This window comes from Peribacillus sp. NPDC076916 (assembly GCF_050269675.1).
Lineage (GTDB): Bacteria > Bacillota > Bacilli > Bacillales > DSM-1321 > Peribacillus > Peribacillus aracenensis.
This window is the reverse complement of record NZ_JBNNIU010000004.1, coordinates 34,837-52,090: the sequence shown is the minus strand read 5'-3', so window position 1 is coordinate 52,090 and position 17,254 is coordinate 34,837. Positions and strand designations below refer to the sequence as shown.

General features: G+C 42.0%; 19 protein-coding genes. 15 read left to right on the top strand and 4 right to left on the bottom strand.

Features of this window, described 5'->3' with window-relative positions; translation table 11 throughout:
• The first annotated feature begins 118 nt into the window (after nucleotides 1-118).
• Both ACQKFG_RS13885 and ACQKFG_RS13880 read left to right on the top strand, forming a co-directional pair.
• Entirely contained in the window at nucleotides 119-1,654 is a 1,536-nt protein-coding gene (locus ACQKFG_RS13885; RefSeq protein WP_427559824.1) for a glycosyltransferase family 2 protein, read from the top strand.
• A 79-nt stretch (nucleotides 1,655-1,733) separates the two neighbouring features.
• Nucleotides 1,734-2,927, top strand: coding sequence for a M14 family zinc carboxypeptidase (locus tag ACQKFG_RS13880; RefSeq protein WP_427559821.1), 1,194 nt, complete (start codon nucleotides 1,734-1,736; stop codon nucleotides 2,925-2,927).
• A 432-nt stretch (nucleotides 2,928-3,359) separates the two neighbouring features.
• Here ACQKFG_RS13880 and ACQKFG_RS13875 read toward each other — a convergent pair whose 3' ends face one another.
• Nucleotides 3,360-3,536 (bottom strand): hypothetical protein, encoded by a 177-nt coding sequence (locus tag ACQKFG_RS13875; protein ID WP_427559818.1) that lies wholly within the window; start codon nucleotides 3,534-3,536, stop codon nucleotides 3,360-3,362.
• 418 nt (nucleotides 3,537-3,954) lie between these two features.
• Between ACQKFG_RS13875 and purT the strand changes: the two genes are divergently transcribed.
• From purT to rpsN, 9 genes are all read left to right on the top strand, one after another.
• A complete protein-coding gene (purT, locus tag ACQKFG_RS13870; protein ID WP_427559815.1) occupies nucleotides 3,955-5,112 on the top strand; it encodes a phosphoribosylglycinamide formyltransferase 2 in 1,158 nt (385 codons plus the stop codon).
• A gap of 336 nt (nucleotides 5,113-5,448) precedes the next feature.
• Nucleotides 5,449-6,816: an alkaline phosphatase gene (locus ACQKFG_RS13865; protein WP_427559812.1), complete on the top strand. Its 1,368-nt coding sequence runs from the start codon at nucleotides 5,449-5,451 to the stop codon at nucleotides 6,814-6,816.
• A 22-nt stretch (nucleotides 6,817-6,838) separates the two neighbouring features.
• Entirely contained in the window at nucleotides 6,839-7,486 is a 648-nt protein-coding gene (locus tag ACQKFG_RS13860; RefSeq protein ID WP_353872659.1) for a DUF4352 domain-containing protein, read from the top strand.
• A gap of 103 nt (nucleotides 7,487-7,589) precedes the next feature.
• A complete protein-coding gene (locus tag ACQKFG_RS13855; RefSeq protein ID WP_076368068.1) occupies nucleotides 7,590-7,742 on the top strand; it encodes a YpzG family protein in 153 nt (50 codons plus the stop codon).
• Between the two features lie 199 nt (nucleotides 7,743-7,941).
• Complete coding sequence (locus ACQKFG_RS13850) at nucleotides 7,942-8,322, top strand: nucleotide excision repair endonuclease (RefSeq protein WP_260285755.1); 381 nt, start codon at nucleotides 7,942-7,944, stop codon at nucleotides 8,320-8,322.
• Nucleotides 8,323-8,488: 166 nt separating this feature from the next.
• Nucleotides 8,489-8,659, top strand: coding sequence for a hypothetical protein (locus ACQKFG_RS13845; protein ID WP_427559808.1), 171 nt, complete (start codon nucleotides 8,489-8,491; stop codon nucleotides 8,657-8,659).
• Between the two features lie 417 nt (nucleotides 8,660-9,076).
• Entirely contained in the window at nucleotides 9,077-10,270 is a 1,194-nt protein-coding gene (locus ACQKFG_RS13840) for a GTP-binding protein (protein WP_427559805.1), read from the top strand.
• A 22-nt stretch (nucleotides 10,271-10,292) separates the two neighbouring features.
• Complete coding sequence (gene rpmG / locus ACQKFG_RS13835; RefSeq protein ID WP_260285636.1) at nucleotides 10,293-10,442, top strand: 50S ribosomal protein L33; 150 nt, start codon at nucleotides 10,293-10,295, stop codon at nucleotides 10,440-10,442.
• A gap of 267 nt (nucleotides 10,443-10,709) precedes the next feature.
• A complete protein-coding gene (gene rpsN / locus ACQKFG_RS13830; protein ID WP_349728858.1) occupies nucleotides 10,710-10,979 on the top strand; it encodes a 30S ribosomal protein S14 in 270 nt (89 codons plus the stop codon).
• Between the two features lie 141 nt (nucleotides 10,980-11,120).
• On the opposite strand, the gene ACQKFG_RS13825 is transcribed toward rpsN, so the two are convergent.
• On the bottom strand, nucleotides 11,121-11,525 hold the full coding sequence (locus tag ACQKFG_RS13825) for a VOC family protein (protein ID WP_427559801.1): 405 nt from the start codon (nucleotides 11,523-11,525) through the stop codon (nucleotides 11,121-11,123).
• Nucleotides 11,526-11,827: 302 nt separating this feature from the next.
• Between ACQKFG_RS13825 and ACQKFG_RS13820 the strand changes: the two genes are divergently transcribed.
• The 3 genes from ACQKFG_RS13820 (at nucleotide 11,828) to ACQKFG_RS13810 (ending at nucleotide 14,359) form a co-directional block, all read left to right on the top strand.
• The gene (locus tag ACQKFG_RS13820) at nucleotides 11,828-12,097 is read left to right on the top strand and encodes a DUF1292 domain-containing protein (RefSeq protein ID WP_034310405.1); all 270 of its coding nucleotides are present in this window, start codon (nucleotides 11,828-11,830) and stop codon (nucleotides 12,095-12,097) included.
• A gap of 220 nt (nucleotides 12,098-12,317) precedes the next feature.
• Nucleotides 12,318-12,746 carry a cell wall hydrolase gene (locus tag ACQKFG_RS13815; protein WP_192206867.1) on the top strand — a complete coding sequence of 143 codons (429 nt, stop codon included), beginning with the start codon at nucleotides 12,318-12,320 and terminating at the stop codon, nucleotides 12,744-12,746.
• A gap of 146 nt (nucleotides 12,747-12,892) precedes the next feature.
• Nucleotides 12,893-14,359 (top strand): PAS domain-containing sensor histidine kinase, encoded by a 1,467-nt coding sequence (locus ACQKFG_RS13810; protein WP_342614739.1) that lies wholly within the window; start codon nucleotides 12,893-12,895, stop codon nucleotides 14,357-14,359.
• Nucleotides 14,360-14,397: 38 nt separating this feature from the next.
• On the opposite strand, the gene ACQKFG_RS13805 is transcribed toward ACQKFG_RS13810, so the two are convergent.
• Nucleotides 14,398-15,390, bottom strand: a complete 993-nt coding sequence (locus tag ACQKFG_RS13805) for an NADPH:quinone oxidoreductase family protein (protein ID WP_427559797.1) — start codon at nucleotides 15,388-15,390, stop codon at nucleotides 14,398-14,400.
• Nucleotides 15,391-15,553: 163 nt separating this feature from the next.
• Between ACQKFG_RS13805 and ACQKFG_RS13800 the strand changes: the two genes are divergently transcribed.
• Complete coding sequence (locus ACQKFG_RS13800; RefSeq protein ID WP_192206864.1) at nucleotides 15,554-15,994, top strand: peptidylprolyl isomerase; 441 nt, start codon at nucleotides 15,554-15,556, stop codon at nucleotides 15,992-15,994.
• A gap of 77 nt (nucleotides 15,995-16,071) precedes the next feature.
• On the opposite strand, the gene ACQKFG_RS13795 is transcribed toward ACQKFG_RS13800, so the two are convergent.
• Entirely contained in the window at nucleotides 16,072-17,010 is a 939-nt protein-coding gene (locus tag ACQKFG_RS13795) for an oxidoreductase (protein WP_427559793.1), read from the bottom strand.
• Nucleotides 17,011-17,254 lie beyond the last annotated feature (244 nt).

The following is a 17,254-nucleotide window of genomic DNA, read 5'->3' as shown; positions in this document are numbered from 1 at the left end:
GTTATATAAGTGGCACCCGACAAGTTCGGTAAGAATATATAGTTATAAATGTTTGTAAGGAAGTCAGGCTGTCAGATTAATTGGGGGCCAGTTACTTAAATTATAAAGGGTGGAATTTATGACTAGTAAAAAGAATCGGGTGTTAGTAGCCAGTCCAATTTACCAGAAACCAGATATTTTACAAAAGTTCCTGCTCTCACTTAAAAGGTTGGATGTGGAGGGACTGGAGCTTGGCATTATCTTCATTGATGACAATGAAGATGAGCGATCAAGCAAAATGCTCGAGGATTTCGGTCATGAGCGGAACAATGTCAAAATACTGGCATCCAATCAAAGCGATGTATATGTGTGTAATGGCATTACCCATTATTGGAATGAGAATCTAGTATGGAAGGTCGCTGATTTCAAAAATATGATGATCGAACACGCGATTAAGGAAGACTATGATTATTTATTTCTAATCGACTCGGACCTCCTGCTATACCCTTTGACCATCAAGCAGCTTATTTCTGCCAAAAAGGATATCATCTCTAATATTTTCTGGACAAAATGGCAGCCTGATGCCCAAGAACGGCCCCAAGTATGGTTATACGATGAATACACCCAATGGGAGATATTACGCGGTCAAGAGTTGGCGGACTCGGAGATCACCACACGTTATCAGTCGTACATCCAACAGATGAGAACACCTGGTGTTCATAAAGTTGGGGGCCTGGGTGCCTGTACACTCATCAGCCAAAAAGCGTTGAAAGGAGGTGTGAATTTTAAAATGATTGAGAATCTATCATTTTGGGGTGAAGACCGGCATTTTTGCATCCGTGCGGCAGCTTTAGGGTTTTCCCTGTATGTTGATACCCACTTGCCCGCTTATCATATATACAGGGATTCGGACTTGGACGGTGCGATGGAATTCCTTGATCGGACGGATAAGCGGGGGGCTTCACCTTCAGGGGCATCCCGACCCAAATTAACGCTGAGCATGGTCATCAAAAATGAAAGTGACCGTTATCTAAGGAAGGTTATAGAGGAAATTCGTGATTATATTGATGAAGCCGTGATTATTGATGATGGAAGCACGGACGATTCCGCAGAGGTTTGTTTAGAGGTATTGAAGGGGATACCGGTGCGTATCATCAGGAATGATGTCTCCAAGTTCTCCAATGAAATAGAACTTCGTAAACAACAATGGTCGGAGACGGTGAAGTCAAATCCCGAGTGGATTTTAAATCTTGACGCTGATGAAATGTTTGAAAAAAGATTCAAAGAGGTAGTCAGGCAGCTGATAAGTGATCAAGAAGTGGATGTATATTGCTTCCGATTATATGACTTTTGGAATGAAACCCATTACAGGGAGGATGAACACTGGTGCGCTCACCGGTATTACCGGCCGTTCCTGGTCAGGTATCGGGAGGGGTTTGAATGCAAATGGAACGATAGGCCGCAGCATTGTGGGAGATTTGCAGAAAATGTCTTTGAATTGCCTCACAAGTTATCCGACATTCGCTTAAAGCATCTGGGCTGGGTCAAAGAAGAAGATAGGTTGGCGAAATTCAAAAGATATCAGGAATTAGACCCTGAGGGGACGTATGGAAGTAGTGAGCAATATGTAAGCATTCTGGATGATGCCCCCAATTTGGTTCGTTTTGAGGAGTGACTTTTCTATTGGTGAGGGTGCGTTGCGTTGGCAATAATTAAATCGAATCAGCATACATTTGGTTAAGAGGAGGTGCAGTATGGACGTTTTTGTGCGGCAAAATGATTCCTTGTGGTATTATAGCCAATTATTCAAGGTGAATTACCAACTTATCATTGATTCCAATAGTGGGATTGATCCACTTGCACTTATGATTGGCCAACAAATCAAAATTCCTGGCTTTACGACGACCAGTTATAATATTAAACAAGGTGATTCGTTATGGGCAATTGCCAGGTCGCGTCATCTTACATTGGATGCGCTATTTTTGGTTAATCCCAATCTCAATCCGAATGCCCTGCAAGTTGGTCAGACAATTTCTGTGCCATTAAGAATTACGTGGAGACTAATTCAGGGTAACAGGGAATATGATTATGAGGCGATGATGACCGATGTAAGACGTTTGAAAACTATCTATCCATTTATTAAAACCGCCCCGATCGGTGACTCTGTGCTTAAAAGGGATATCCCTGAAGTGCAGATTGGAAATGGTAACAAACGAGTTCACTATAATGGTTCCTTTCATGCGAATGAGTGGATAACGACGCCTGTGATCATGACCTTTTTAAATGATTATTTACTTGCAATCACGAATCAGGCTGACATCCGCGGTCTATCCCTGTTTCCCTTTTATCAACAGACGATGCTGTCGATCGTCCCCATGGTGAATCCGGACGGAGTGGAGTTGGTTCTTAAAGGCCCGCCTGCAGATGAGTCATTGAGACGACGACTCGTGGAATGGAATAATGGAAGCGAAGACTTCTCAAGCTGGAAAGCAAATATTAACGGGGTGGATCTGAATGATCAATTTCCCGCCAAATGGGAACTGGAAAAAGAACGCAATAATGTAACGGAGCCAGGTCCGGCAAATTATTCCGGTGAAGGGCCGCTTACACAGCCAGAAGCCATTGCAATGTCAGAGTTGACAAGAAAACGTGATTTTGGCAAAGTCCTTGCATTCCATACCCAAGGAGAGGTTATTTATTGGGGGTTTGAAGGTTTGGAACCGCCTGAGTCGGAAACGATAGTCAATGAGTTTGCGAGGGTCAGTGGATATGAGCCTGTCAAATCCGCCAATAGTTACGCAGGGTATAAGGATTGGTTCATTCAGGATTGGCGCAGGCCGGGGTTTACCGTGGAGCTGGGCAAAGGAACGAATCCCCTCCCTATATCACAGTTCGATGAGATTTATCAGAAGTCGCTTGGGATTTTCTTGGCAGGATTATATATGTGAATTTTGTCCAAATGAAAAAGCTCAACTCCGTTACCATGGGGAAGAGCTTTTTAGTCTTATAAACTATTAGACTTGCAACGGTGAGGGCTGCTGCAAAAAATAAGTAAAGTCATGCTTTACTTATCGATTGCATGATTGACACGCTTTTAGCCTGAAATTAACGGACATTCTCCATGTCCCAGTAATATTGCAGCCCTTACAAAAGGAATTCTAATCATTTTACGGTAAGAAGTTTAACTTCCTTAACGCTAGTATTGGCCCCACCTACGCCAGATACTGTGACGGCCACGCATGCCATCCAACCTAATTTCATTATAATAGAAAGCGCTTACATTTTCAAAAATAATCGTAATGCAAATTTCGACATTCGCAAAAGTGTCCCTTATCAGTAAGAGGAGAATGGGCGTATTACTGATAAGGACACTATATGATTCAAGTTAATCTGCAATGAACTCCTGCAGCTTTTTTTGTCAGTCCTCCACTGCCAAATTTAATGAACTTTGTCTTTCCAGCTTCTTGTGCCGGGGGAGCAGCAAACTCCAAAAAGGTTGATCCTTCGGTAAAGTATATGGTCAATGCCATATTGATAGAACCAATTATCGATTGCATTGTAAGCTCCTCTATTCAAGGCATATTGCTGCCGGCACCATTCGAAGAATAATCTGTCAGGCAGATTGATGTTCTTCATGTCGCCAAGGCGGTCATTTTTCTCCTCAATTCAAAATAGGGAAAATGGGCCTTACTACTTTCTTTTGCATAGTGTTTTTGCTCCCTTATTGATAAAAACGAAAAGGCTCCCTACTCATGTTGAATAGGGAGCCTCCAGTGAACTGGTCAGCTTATATATTTTCATTCAGCATAAAACTTATTATTCTCATTTGTTAAGTTTGTCTTTAAAAAACTTAAATGAAATACGTATGTTTTATATTTTAGGTGCAATTTAAATGGAAATACGAATAAATATTTATGTTTATTCATTTATAGTTCGTATATAATGATTTTGAGGATACGGAGGAGGAGAGACTGAATGTATAAATCGAAAAAGATTTTATTATTGGGCTCGGGTGAATTGGGGAAAGAGGTCATAATTGAAGCGCAGAGACTGGGTGTGGAAACCGTTGCTGTAGACCGCTATGAACATGCCCCTGCCATGCAAGTCGCTCATCGCAGTTATGTGATTGATATGCTGGATGCGGAACAACTAAGGGGTATTGTGGAAAAAGAACAACCCGATTTGATTGTACCGGAAATCGAAGCCATCGCTACATCTGAATTAATCAAATTGGAAGAGGAAGGCTTTCATGTCATTCCGACGGCAAGAGCGGCTAAATTGACAATGGATCGTGAAGGAATCAGGAGGTTGGCTTCTGAAACCCTGGAGATTCCGACCGCAGCCTACAAATTCGCCGATACATTTGAAGAATTTGTTCAAGCTGCCAAGGAAGTTGGATTTCCCAATGTCGTAAAACCGCTGATGAGTTCCTCAGGTAAAGGTCAAAGTGTGTGCCGCACGGAAGGTGACCTGGAGGATTGCTGGAGAATCGCGATGGAAGGCGGACGGGTTCAAAATGGACGGGTGATCATTGAAGAATTTATCCGTTTTGATTCGGAAATCACGCTGCTTACTGTCCGGGCCATAAATGGTACCATGTTTTGTGCCCCAATCGGTCACATTCAGCAGGGCGGGGATTATATTGAATCCTGGCAGCCGCATAATATGACAGAGGCTCAAATTATGGAAGCGAAAAGAATTGCCCATGCCATTACGGATGAGCTTGGAGGGTACGGATTATTCGGGGTTGAACTTTTCCTTTCAGGGGATAAAGTCTATTTCAGTGAAGTTTCCCCACGACCTCATGATACGGGGCTAGTGACTTTAGTGACTCAGAATTTATCGGAGTTTGCCTTGCATATTCGGGCGATTCTAGGATTTCCCATCCCGGAAATCACGCAGATCAGCCCAGGTGCCAGCCGTCCATTAAAAGCGCGGGATGAGTTATCGGAATATTCTATAGTCGGTGTTGAACAGGCTTTGGCTTTACCTAATACACAAGTGCGTCTTTTCGGAAAACCTGTTACAAAGGCAGGTAGAAGGGTCGCAGTCGCCCTGTCGACTGCCGATTCAATCGAGTTGGCGAGAGTGAATGCGGCCCGTGCTTTGGAATGTTTAGTTGTAGAGAAGTAGGATAGATTTTGTCTATAGTCTGACTCTAAAGCATCCTGATAGGGTGCTTTATTTTCTTTTCCCCATTGATTTTTAGCACTTTCAAATTCCTTACAAATCATCCTGATTTGAAGACATTGAATGAAAAGATCACTTACCCCCGCTCGTGTTAACTAAATCTTTTCACTTCTCCAACACTAACAACCCTTATAAAAGGGGCAAGCTAATTCCGTGGCCTGTCCCTTTACCTTGTCTTAACAATTATCCTGCTGCAATTTTACATAGCCTTGACATTGAGTTCATCTTCATCACCTATAGTTTAATTAAATAGAAAACAATTAAAGGGAGGCTATTCATTTGAATCGCACATGGAGTAAAAAGGTATTGCCAATCACACTGGCTTCAGCATTGGCATTTGGAGGTTTATCATGGTCCGCTGCGGATCGTGTTTCGGCAAAGGATAAGACAAAAAAAGACCCGGAAATCAAGAACGTGATATTCATGATCGGTGACGGCATGGGTGTGTCCTACACCTCCGCTTACCGGTATTTAAAAGATAACCCTGGTGCGAAGGTGGCAGAACGGACAGAGTTTGATAAATACCTGGTTGGCCAGCAGATGACTTACCCAGAAGACTCTGCACAAAATATAACGGATTCAGCTTCTGCCGCAACGGCAATGTCTGCCGGAGTGAAGACTTATAACGCTGCGATTGCAGTGGATAACGATAAATCTGAAGTCAAAACCGTATTGGAAGCAGCAAAGGAAAAAGGAAAAGCGACGGGATTGGTTGCCACTTCAGAAATCACTCATGCTACACCTGCATCTTTTGGCGCCCATGATGAAAATCGGAAAAACATGAATTCAATCGCAGACGATTATTATAATGAATTAATCAAGGGCAAACATAAAATTGACGTCCTATTGGGCGGTGGGAAGTCCAATTTTGTCCGGCCTGATGTCAATTTGGCGAAAGCCTTCGAAAAAGACGGTTACAGTTATGTGACTGATAAAAATCAAATGCTTAAGGATAAAAATGAACAGGTCCTTGGTTTATTCGCTTCTGAAGGACTACCGAAAATGATTGACCGCCCTAGTGAAACGCCTTCTTTGTCAGACATGACAAGTTCGGCGATCCAGCGCTTGAATAAAGACAAAGATGGTTTCTTCCTCATGGTCGAGGGAAGCCAGGTGGATTGGGCCGGACATGATAATGATATCGTAGGTGCAATGAGTGAAATGGAAGACTTTGAAAAAGCATACAAAGCGGCCATCGAATTTGCGAAGAAAGACAAACATACCCTAGTGGTGGCTACTGCGGATCACTCTACAGGAGGATTCTCGATCGGGGCAAAAGGAATATATAACTGGTATGGTGAACCGATCAAGGCAGCCAAACGCACCCCTGACTTCATGGCGGATGCCATCGTCAAAGGAGCGGATGTCGAAAAGACGTTAAAGCAATATATTAATCAAAATGAAGTGAAGCTAACTGATGCTGAAATCAAAACGGTAACAGAAGCTGCCAAATCAAAAAATGTGACGAACGTCGATAATGCCATCGAAGCCATATTTGACAATCGGACCAATACTGCATGGACTACCGGGGGACATACAGGTGAAGATGTTCCGGTCTACGCATATGGACCATATAAAGAACGTTTTGCAGGCCAAGTCGATAACACGGATCAAGCTAAAATCATCTTTGATCTATTAAAGAAGTAAAAACGCTTCAGGGAGGGATTCAATGAACAGACTGATGATTGGTGCCCTGTTATTAACCGCATTTGGTGCTCTTAATACACAACCAGCTTACAAAGAAGAAACGACAGCTAAAGAAAAAACAGAGGAAATTGCACGACCACTGGTAAAAGAGGATGTCTATGTTCCGAATCCACAGCTTCCTGATGATATAAAATTGAACCAGATCGGTCAGAACGTTTCTGATGCAAAAGGCGAATTGACTTTGAAGGCCTATAAAAAAGTGAATGAAACAGTGAATGTAGGCCCGATCGAGGTTAAAGTCAAAGAAATGAAAGTGATGCATGCCACTCCGGATTACAGTATGATTGATTTCTTCCACGGCTATACGCATGATGAGGATTTCGATATCGTAAAAATGAACGTGGAAATCAAAAACAATACGGATAAAAAAATCAAGTTTTCCCCAGTTGCCTTCCTTGAAACGGACAATGGAGAACATCTGACATGGGAAGATGATATCTACTTGGAAGAACTTGCTGGTGAAATAGAAGGAAACGGTTCAAAAAGCGGAAACATTGGTTTCATTGTAAATGATGGGAACATAAAGGGCATATCCTTCATGACAAGTGATTCGGTGGATGAAGAAGGGGAAGTCCTTGCAAAAGGCAAGTCAGCTGAATTCGCTTTTTAAAGAATATGTATAAATGCCTTGGAAAAATAAGATACTAGAACAAGTGATGGGGATTACTATCACTGAACGGAATATCCAAATCCTAATGATGAGGTGACACAGAATGAGCTATAAAGATCAATTAGATCCACATTCTCAAAAGTTTCACCATAATTGGACAAGACCTAAGCGTTCAAATTCTCAAGTTAATGGCCATACGCAAGAATCACAAACGAACATTATACTAAGAAGCAATGCAAAGGCTCACAGGTGGTAACGGATATTTCCGACAAAGAAGGAGGCTCCCAGCGAGTCTTCTTCTTTATATTTAATCCAGAAAACCGATCAAGGCATACATGGCTTTTCACTCATAATTATGATACCATTTACCTTTAAGATTGAAGTGATGAGCTTGGCGTGAAACTGGAGTTTCGTTTCCGATTGAACGTTTCACTTTATACAAATAGAGGACGTGAATTGTAATGATTAAAATTGAAATCCCTGCAGCGGATATAAGCATCAAACAAAGAAAGCAAGTTATAGAAGGAGACGAACCTGTCATTCCTGAAATTTACGGGTTTATCGATTTTCATTTGATTCCCCGTGATAAAGGCGGCATCATCTTGTTTTACAATGAGAATGATGAACTGATTTTTGTCGGTAAGGCCCGTAAATTAAGACCAAGGGTCAAGAAGCATTTCGAGGATAATGTTTCACCGATTAAAGAGCATCGTAATGAAGTCAAGAAAATTGACATTCTTTTAGTCGAAGACGCTATGGAACGGGAAATCTATGAAACGTACATGATCAATAAGCTTCATGCTAAATACAACGTCGACAAAGTGTTTTATAAATAAGAAGTACCTATGAAAAGCTGACTGCATATGCACTCAGCTTTTTTGTGTGCAAACTTAAGTTTACATATGTCCAAAAATAATTTCATACATTTACAGCTGCTACATGCCAGGTTAACATTGTTGGTTTATATTTAGAGTATTCCAATACATTCTCAGGAGGAAGCTATTGAAGAAAATACTTTGTAAAAAGGTGTTAGTTATCTCAATCGGGACAGTGATTGCCTTTGGGAATTTAACGTGGTCCGTGTCACAAGCCTCAAAATTGGCGAAACAGAGAGAAATTGAAACTTTTGAACAAAAGACAGTAAAATCTTCAGGGTGGGAAATGACGGAATAAGCATAGTGACGAATGATTTTTTTCTCGATTTGCAACAAAGAAAAAGAAAAATGTATTGGAAAATGAAACGTTGTGGATGATCAGCAGCTTGTCAAAAATACATTAAATGATATAACTCAATGGAGGTTCTTTACACAAAATGTTATGTGTGATTGGGCTTCCTTTTAATTTTTGTTTTAAGTTTTATGAAGAATGTCAACACCGTTCATTTATCCGTGATTGCACCTGGAGCAGGATTGGAGCAATCGTGATTACATTTGTCAGCAAAAGTATTAGGAGGCAATTTTAAAAAAACTTGCAAATAGTAATGATTACGTTTTATTATTAAAGGGTGTTTTTACTTGAGTGATAGCTTCGGCATTTAAATCGTAATGATTTTGATTTATGGGAAGGTATCAGGTAAAGGAGTGGGAAGTGATGGAGATGAAGAAAATTCCGGTTACGGTATTGAGTGGATACCTTGGAGCGGGAAAGACGACGCTTTTGAATCATATTCTTGAAAATCGGAATGATCTGAAGGTTGCCGTCATCGTTAATGATATGAGTGAAATCAATATTGATGCGTCTCTGGTCAAGCAGGGAGGATTTACCAGGACGGATGAAAAACTGGTGGAAATGCAGAATGGCTGCATTTGCTGTACGCTTCGTGAAGATTTGATGATTGAAGTGGAGAAATTGGCGAAACAAGGGGACATTGATTACATCGTGATTGAATCGACTGGGATAAGTGAACCGGTACCTGTAGCTCAAACCTTCTCGTATGTTGATGAAAGCATGGGAATTGATTTAGGGGAATATTGCCGGCTCGATACGATGGTTACCGTTGTTGATGGGTATAACTTTTGGCAAGACTTCACTTCAGGAGAATCACTCATTGACAGAATGCAGGGAACTGATGCTGCGGATGGCAGGGAAGTGGTCGATCTATTAATAGATCAGATAGAGTTTGCCAATGTCATCCTGTTGAATAAAATCGATCTAATTGATGCTGACGCCGTTGAGGAATTGAAAGCAGTTCTTCAAAAAATGAATGCCGATGCGAGGATCATCGAAACAAACCATTCCAAGGTGCCGCTAAAGGATGTATTGAATACACATTTATTTGATTTTGAAGAGGCAAGCCAAGGAGCCGGCTGGATAAAGGAATTGAATGAAGAGCATATTCCGGAGACCCTGGAGTACGGGATTTCTTCCTTCATCTACAGAAGGAAAATACCCTTTCATCCCGAGAGGCTGATGGAGTGGTTGGAGAACTGGCCCGTACAAGTGGTGAGGGCAAAGGGCTTCCTTTGGTTGGCAACGAGAAATGATACGGCAGGCTTGCTATCGCAGGCAGGACCGTCATTAACTTTACAAGCAGCCGGTAAATGGATTGCAGCATACCCTGAAGAAGAACAGCGCCGAATTTTAAAGGAGGCACCTGAATTATTGGAACGGTGGGATGCAGTATACGGTGATAGGATGACGGAGCTGGTGATGATTGGCATTCAAATGAATCGACAGGAAATCGAAACTGAATTAGATCAATGCTTATTGACGGAAACTGAGTTGCAGCAGGATTGGTCTCTGTACGAAGATCGATTGCCTGCATTCACGGAAATCGTTCATTAAAAAACTTTAGGAGGAAACAAAAATGAGAGTGAACATTACTTTAGCATGCACAGAAACAGGGGACCGAAATTATATCACGACGAAGAACAAGCGGAATGACCCGGACAGGATCGAATTGAAAAAGTACTGCCCGCGATTGAAGAAACACACGCTTCACCGTGAAACGAAGTAATTTTAAGGTTTAAATCGTAATGATTATGTTTTAATGGAGAGAGGGATGTAAAAGTCGGGAAGTTCACGTTGGAATGGATCATTAGTGGGCGAGGCATTCAAGTATGATGATGGCTGCAGTATGGAGTCATTACCATGTTCTCCATCCGTACAATTGGTGTACATGCTCCCGATTTCCAGGAATATATCGTTAGCAAGACAGGCAGCGGAACGAATAGTGAACAGTTTATAGAATCTATAAAAAAATCTTTTAAAAAGGAGAATATGAATGGCGAAAAAATCCAAGGTGATAAAAGCGCAAAAACAATTGGAAATGGTCGAAAAGTATGCACAGCTTAGAAAGGAATTGAAGGAGAAAGGGGATTATGCATCATTGGCCAAACTCCCTCGTGATTCATCGCCGATAAGGGTCCACAATCGTTGTGGAGTAACGGGGAGGCCTCGTGGATATATGCGCAAATTCAATATGTCACGTATCGTTTTTAGGGAGCTTGCTCATAAAGGGCAATTGCCAGGTGTCAAAAAGTCAAGCTGGTGAAGCGGGAAAGGATCAAGTTCATTCATAAGAAAAGGAGCCTATGTTAAATAAGGGGTTGTTATCTTGGAATTTTGTTGAACTTGACGAAGCGGCTTGTAAAGTGAGCGTTTAAAAAAGCAGAAGTCTTTAAGACTCTGCTTTTTACCTTTGGAAAAATTCAATCCACTCTTTTTCCGGTCCATATACGTAGAAATAGCGATAACCATTTGGAAGGGTGACTATCTCTTCATCAATCAGCTCAGTGTTATCCAAGCTTTTGATCCGGGCGTATTCTTCTTCGATATCATCCACGGTAATGGCAAAATGGTGGATCGTTGCCTCGGATGGCAGTGTGTCACTATATCCCTGAATCAATTCTATTTCTGTTTCGTCCGACTCTTCGTATCCCAGAAATGCTAGTTCGATTACCCCATTAGTATGTGTCATGCGTGCTTTTAATTTTAATTCCAGCACATCTTGATAAAAGGCGATGGATTTTTCAAGATCTTTTACAACGACGCCAATGTGATCGACCCTTTTCACAGCCAAGAGATCTTCCTCCTTCATATGTCCAGACGCAAAATGATAATATTAGTATATATAAGATTATTCGAAATTAAATTACATTTTTATAGCCGTTTTTAGATAATTTTTTTAAATGATGTTAATTAAGGGAAATTATTGGTAAATAATAAAAAAATGACAAATGGCTTATAGGATAATATTTTTCTTCCATAATTTTTCTAGATTCTTTTCTTGTAAAGAATGGCATTCATCATTTTCCAGGGCAAAAATTTGTTTCTAAATGGAATAGTCGATATACTTATTGAAACAACTCCATTATTAATGGATAGGAAAGGAGAGGTAGTATGGGAAAAATTCGTGAAGGTGAAGTTTTCACCCTTACCGATGACAGCGATGAAGGCCATGAAGTTGAGGTTTTAGGATCATTGGATGTAGAAGGAACAGAGTATGTAGCAGTAGGTTTGCTTGAAGATATTGAAGAGGATACAGATGAAGATATCGATATTTTCTTTTTCAGGGTCGAAGGTGAAGGTGAACTGCTCGATATCGAATCGGATGAAGAATTCGAAAAGGTATCGTTGGCGTTTGAAGCGGCATTTGAAGCGAAAGAATGACAAGATAAAAGGCGGCACATTATGTGTCGCCTTTTTTTATGTATAAAGAAAGTATGGGCTCCGCCTTCGCCAAATACCATGATAGCCACGCGTGCTATCCAGCCTTACTTAAGTATAGGGTACTATTATTGATAGGACGTGTACGATATATGAATATTTTGTTAATAAACGGAGTATTTTTCCATATCAAAGACATAGGATAAAAAGTGGAGGTGATGGGATGGCCGTTGTTAAGCACACTGATGCCGATATTGCCTTATTGGCAAGATTGCTTAGGGCGGAAGGCGAGGGTGAAGGTGATCAAGGCATGTTGATGATCGGTAATGTAGGGGTCAATCGGATTAGGTCAAATTGTTCCGATTTCAAAGGATTGAGGACGATTCCAGATATGATTTATCAGGAGCATGCCTTTGAAGCTGTACAGAAGGGATATTTTTATCAGCGGGCAAGGGATAGGGAAAAAAGGCTTGCGCGACGGAGCGTAGGTGGTGAAAGGCTATGGCCCTCTAAATTTAGCCTATGGTACTTCAGGCCACCCGGAGATTGTCCGGCAACCTGGTATAATCAGCCCCTGGTTGGGCGTTTCAAGCTTCATTGCTTTTATGAACCAACAGGTACAGAATGTCCGAACATTTATAATACATTTTAAGGAGGAGGCTGAACCTTATGGAGGTTTGGCCTCTTTGTGCATCAGTCTTTAACTAGGAAAAATCAAATGATAAAACTGGCAAATGATTTACTGATAATGTAAAATTGAGACTGTAAATTTCCGGATAAGAAAGGAATAAAAAATTGATGAGTAAAAGGCTTATTAATTATGGACAAGGGCAAATGGGAATACAGCCGGAGGATAATACCGAGAAATTTAAATCTTTCATGGAGAATAACCCGGACGCCATTTCCATTGTTGATCTGGAAGGAAATACACTTCAGGTGAATGTAGCTTTTGAAGAGTTTTTCGGTTGGACGAATGAGGAGCTCATTGGCATGCCGTTTCCTATTATTCCTGATTTCTTGAAGGAATCAGTCAATGAATTGCATGACCAGATTAAGGCAGGGGTACAAAAGAAAGGCTTTGAAACGGTCAGGTTAAGGAAGGATGGCCAGTTAATCGATGTAAGTATCTCCCTGTTCAATATTCAGGATGATGAAAATGAGCCGTGCGCCCTGGTTTTCGTTTATCGGGATATCACGAATCAAAAACTTGCTGAAGCTGCCTTGAAGGAAAGTGAGCAAAGGTATCGCAGTTTAGTGGAGGTGTCACCTGAAGCGATTTTTGTGCATCGCAATGGGATCATCGAGTATATGAATCCCATGGGGGCGAAAATGCTTGGGATGGATAGTGTGGAGGATATTATCGGTAAATCGGTTTTTCAGTTCGTTCACCTGGAGTCCCGGGAAAGTGTACAAAAAAGAATCGATATCATGAGGGATGATCATCAGGCGGTTGGTTTACTGGAACAAAAATTCATTCGACTTGACGGACAAGTATTTTATGGAGAAACACTCGGTCTTCCGATTATTTATAAAGGTCAGCCGGCCATACAGGTATTCTGCAGGGATATTACGGAGCGTAAAAAGACCGATGAGCTGCTCTGTAAATCCAATATGTTATCAGCGGTAGGACAGATGGCTGCAGGCATCGCACACGAATTAAGAAATCCATTAACTACGGTCAAAGGATTTTTACAATTATTAAGGGAAAATCCTGAGCAAAAGGACTATCTTGAAATGACGGTCAGCGAAGTTGAAAAAATCGAAACCCTGGCCAATGAATTTTTAAGTTTAGCAGAGCCTGAAGCGAAGGTTTGTGAATACATCCAGCTTAACGATATATTGGATAGTGTGATTACGTTAGCCGAGTTACAAGCGATATTGAATGATGTTGAATTTATCAAGGAATATAATACGGATTCGGCATCTGTCTTTGGCGAACCGAATCAGTTAAAACAAGTATTCACGAATGTCGTCAATAATGCGTTAGAGGCCATGCCGAATGGCGGCAAACTTCATATACAGTTACACCATGGAGGAGACTCTGCAATGATCCGATTCATTGATTCAGGCTGCGGAATCTCAAATGAGCGTATGCAGCATTTAGGGCAGCCATTTTATAGCACCTCTGAAAAAGGAACGGGGTTTGGGCTCATGGTCAGTACTAAAATCATCCATGAGCATAATGGGGAAATTCATTTCAGCAGCGAAGTGGGAAAAGGGACGATTGTAGAGATCAGACTTCCTATCAATGAAAGTTCACAATAAAAAGTGACGAGAAGCCATGCTCTCGTCACTTTTTTGGTTTATAGCTTAACGATCGTTCTGCCTCTTGCTTCCCCTTTTAATAGGGTAGGAAGGACGTCAGGCAATTCATTAAGTGTAATTTCCTGTTGAACAAGCTGTTCTAAATGCTCGAGTTTAAAGTCGGTGGCAAGGCGATGCCATACTTTCAATCTTGTTTCCATCGGGCAATTGACCGAATCAATCCCAAGTAGATTAACCCCTCTTAAGATGAATGGAAAGACGGTGGTAGGAAGGCTTGTACCAGCTGTCAATCCACTGACCGCCACAGCTCCGCCATACTTGATTTGGCTAAGGACTGAAGCTAACGGTTCGCCGCCGACGGGATCTACCGCCCCGCTCCACTTCTGTTTGCCCAGTGCCCGCAGCTTGCCATCATATACTTCTTCACGCGATACGATGGTCGCCGCACCGATTTCCTTCAAATATTTATGTTCCGATTCTTTTCCTGTACTCGCCTCAACGGAATAGCCAAGTTTGGAAAGGATCGAGACTGCAAAACTGCCGACCCCGCCAGTTGCACCAGTGACAAGAATGCTCCCTTGCCCGGGGGTGAGGTTATTTTCTTCCAGTCGCAGAACCGATAAGGCTGCAGTGAAACCGGCCGTTCCGATGATCATGGCCTCTTTCATTGTAAGGCCATCAGGAAGCGGGACGATCCACTCTGCAGGAACACGGGCAAATTGACTATAGCCCCCTGATTGGGAAACGCCAATCCCGTAGGAGGTCGCAATGACTTCCTCTCCTTCTTTAAAGCGGGAATCCGCAGATGAAACGACAACACCAGCCATGTCTATTCCCGGAACGATCGGATAGCTGCTGACAATGTTTCCATTTGGAATTGCTGCAAGGCTGTCTTTATAGTTCACACCGGAATAATGAACACGGATGAGCACTTCGCCTTGAGGTAGATCATCAAGAGATAGTTGCTGAATGTTAACGGTGAATTGATCATCTTGCTTGTTCACGACCAATGCATCAAATTGCTGTATCATGGTTAGTTCCCCCTTAAAAATAATGAATCTACCCCATTATAAATGAAAAAATATAGGAATGTATAATGATACAATTCGAAATAAGTAGCGCTCGCTTTTCTTTCTGCTTCTAAAAATGGTACTATTAGATTTGATTCAGTTCATATTAAAGGAGATGTTTAACATGGCTAAAAAAGGATACATACTTATGGAAAATGGAGAAAAAATCGAATTCGACCTTTTCCCGAACGAAGCACCGAACACAGTGGCTAACTTCGAAAACTTGGCTAACACAGGATTTTATAATGGTGTAGTCTTTCACCGTGTAATCCCTGGTTTCGTAAGCCAAGGCGGAGATCCAACAGGTACAGGTGCAGGCGGAAGCGGCAAGCAAATCAAATGTGAAACAGAAGGAAACCCTCATAAACATGAGGCAGGAAGCCTATCGATGGCACATGCCGGAAAAGACACAGGATCAAGCCAATTCTTTATCGTGCATGAACCACAACCGCATCTTAACGGTGTTCACACAGTATTCGGTAAAGTGACATCTGGACTTGAAACAGCCAAAGCTATGAAAAATGGCGACAAAATGGAAAAAGTCGAAGTTTTTGACGCTGAATGATGAAAGCGAAAAGAGGGGGCATTATGCTCCCTCTTTCTTTTTGCACTGTTCATGAGTGGAAACAGGGGAATGTAAAGTCATTTTGGCGTCATGCTTTCAGTGAAATGATATTCGACCTCTGTCAAGGCTTCCGAAATGGCCCATAATCTTTTCGAGATTTCTTCATTATATAAGGAATCGATGATATCGTCTTTTCTCGGAAAGCCTTTCCTGCTCTTCTTTCCATCGGGTCCGATATACTCCCCGCCTGTTAATGTAGGTTCCGTTGCGGCATAAAGGGTAGGCAATGCTCCCATGCTCGCCGGCTGGGTGATGGTTTTCGAAAGAAAATGCACGAATCTATTTACGGGTTTGCCAGATCCGCGAGACATGAGATTAGTATGGGAAAGGCCCGGATGACAGGCGATGCTGATCGGGTTTGCATCATGCTGGTTGAATTTATTCTGTAATTCGCGGGCGAAGAGTAGATTCGCCAGCTTACTTTGCCCATAGTATTTCATTGGTTTATAACCGCTTTCACCATTTAGGTTTTCGAAGTCTATATATCCATTGATGGCGGCCAAGCTGCTCAATGTGACCACACGCGATCTTGGCGTAGAAAGGATACGCGGAAGAAGGAGGCCTGTCAAAGCAAAATGACCGAGATGATTGCTGCCGAATTGCAGCTCGAAACCATCTTTCGTCTTACTGTATGGCGGAATCATCACACCTGCGTTATTGATGAGGACGGATAGAGAGTCATAGTTTTCCTGAAAGGAATCAGCAAAATGCCGAATGCTGCTTAAATCACTTAAATCCAGCTGCATCACGTGTACATTCGCCTTAGGATGGACCGATAAGATTCTATCGACTGCCTTTTCACCCTTTGAAGCATTCCGGACTGCAAGGATGATCTCTGCCCCCTTACCGGCCAGTGCAAAAGCCGTTTCGAAGCCAATTCCACTATTTGCACCAGTAATCACAATGGTTTGCCCCGATACATCTGCCATTTCTTCGCCATTCCACTTTTCAATCATCCAATCACACCTTCCCACACAGTCTATACCTATCATATACCCAAATAATTCCTATATGTCACATTCTGTGGCGGGAACATGTGCTGTATTCTATTTTTTTTTTTGTTAAGATTGTTGTTTTTAAAACGAAACGATTTAAGGTTGATGGAGCGGAAGTGCGAGACTCCTGCGGGAGCAGCGGGACAGGTGAGACCACACAGGCGTTTACGCCGAGGAGGCTCACCGCCCGCCCCGCGGAAAGCGA

What these genes read in the sequence shown, in the direction of transcription:
- ACQKFG_RS13885 (WP_427559824.1), top strand. Translation starts at nt 119, where the DNA reads ATGACTAGTAAAAAGAATCGGGTGTTAGTAGCCAGTCCAATTTACCAG.
- ACQKFG_RS13880 (WP_427559821.1), top strand. Translation starts at nt 1,734, where the DNA reads ATGGACGTTTTTGTGCGGCAAAATGATTCCTTGTGGTATTATAGCCAA.
- ACQKFG_RS13875 (WP_427559818.1), bottom strand. Translation starts at nt 3,536, where the DNA reads ATGCAATCGATAATTGGTTCTATCAATATGGCATTGACCATATACTTT.
- purT (WP_427559815.1), top strand. Translation starts at nt 3,955, where the DNA reads ATGTATAAATCGAAAAAGATTTTATTATTGGGCTCGGGTGAATTGGGG.
- ACQKFG_RS13860 (WP_353872659.1), top strand. Translation starts at nt 6,839, where the DNA reads ATGAACAGACTGATGATTGGTGCCCTGTTATTAACCGCATTTGGTGCT.
- ACQKFG_RS13855 (WP_076368068.1), top strand. Translation starts at nt 7,590, where the DNA reads ATGAGCTATAAAGATCAATTAGATCCACATTCTCAAAAGTTTCACCAT.
- ACQKFG_RS13840 (WP_427559805.1), top strand. Translation starts at nt 9,077, where the DNA reads ATGGAGATGAAGAAAATTCCGGTTACGGTATTGAGTGGATACCTTGGA.
- rpmG (WP_260285636.1), top strand. Translation starts at nt 10,293, where the DNA reads ATGAGAGTGAACATTACTTTAGCATGCACAGAAACAGGGGACCGAAAT.
- rpsN (WP_349728858.1), top strand. Translation starts at nt 10,710, where the DNA reads ATGGCGAAAAAATCCAAGGTGATAAAAGCGCAAAAACAATTGGAAATG.
- ACQKFG_RS13825 (WP_427559801.1), bottom strand. Translation starts at nt 11,525, where the DNA reads ATGAAGGAGGAAGATCTCTTGGCTGTGAAAAGGGTCGATCACATTGGC.
- ACQKFG_RS13820 (WP_034310405.1), top strand. Translation starts at nt 11,828, where the DNA reads ATGGGAAAAATTCGTGAAGGTGAAGTTTTCACCCTTACCGATGACAGC.
- ACQKFG_RS13815 (WP_192206867.1), top strand. Translation starts at nt 12,318, where the DNA reads ATGGCCGTTGTTAAGCACACTGATGCCGATATTGCCTTATTGGCAAGA.
- ACQKFG_RS13810 (WP_342614739.1), top strand. Translation starts at nt 12,893, where the DNA reads ATGAGTAAAAGGCTTATTAATTATGGACAAGGGCAAATGGGAATACAG.
- ACQKFG_RS13805 (WP_427559797.1), bottom strand. Translation starts at nt 15,390, where the DNA reads ATGATACAGCAATTTGATGCATTGGTCGTGAACAAGCAAGATGATCAA.
- ACQKFG_RS13800 (WP_192206864.1), top strand. Translation starts at nt 15,554, where the DNA reads ATGGCTAAAAAAGGATACATACTTATGGAAAATGGAGAAAAAATCGAA.
- ACQKFG_RS13795 (WP_427559793.1), bottom strand. Translation starts at nt 17,010, where the DNA reads ATGATTGAAAAGTGGAATGGCGAAGAAATGGCAGATGTATCGGGGCAA.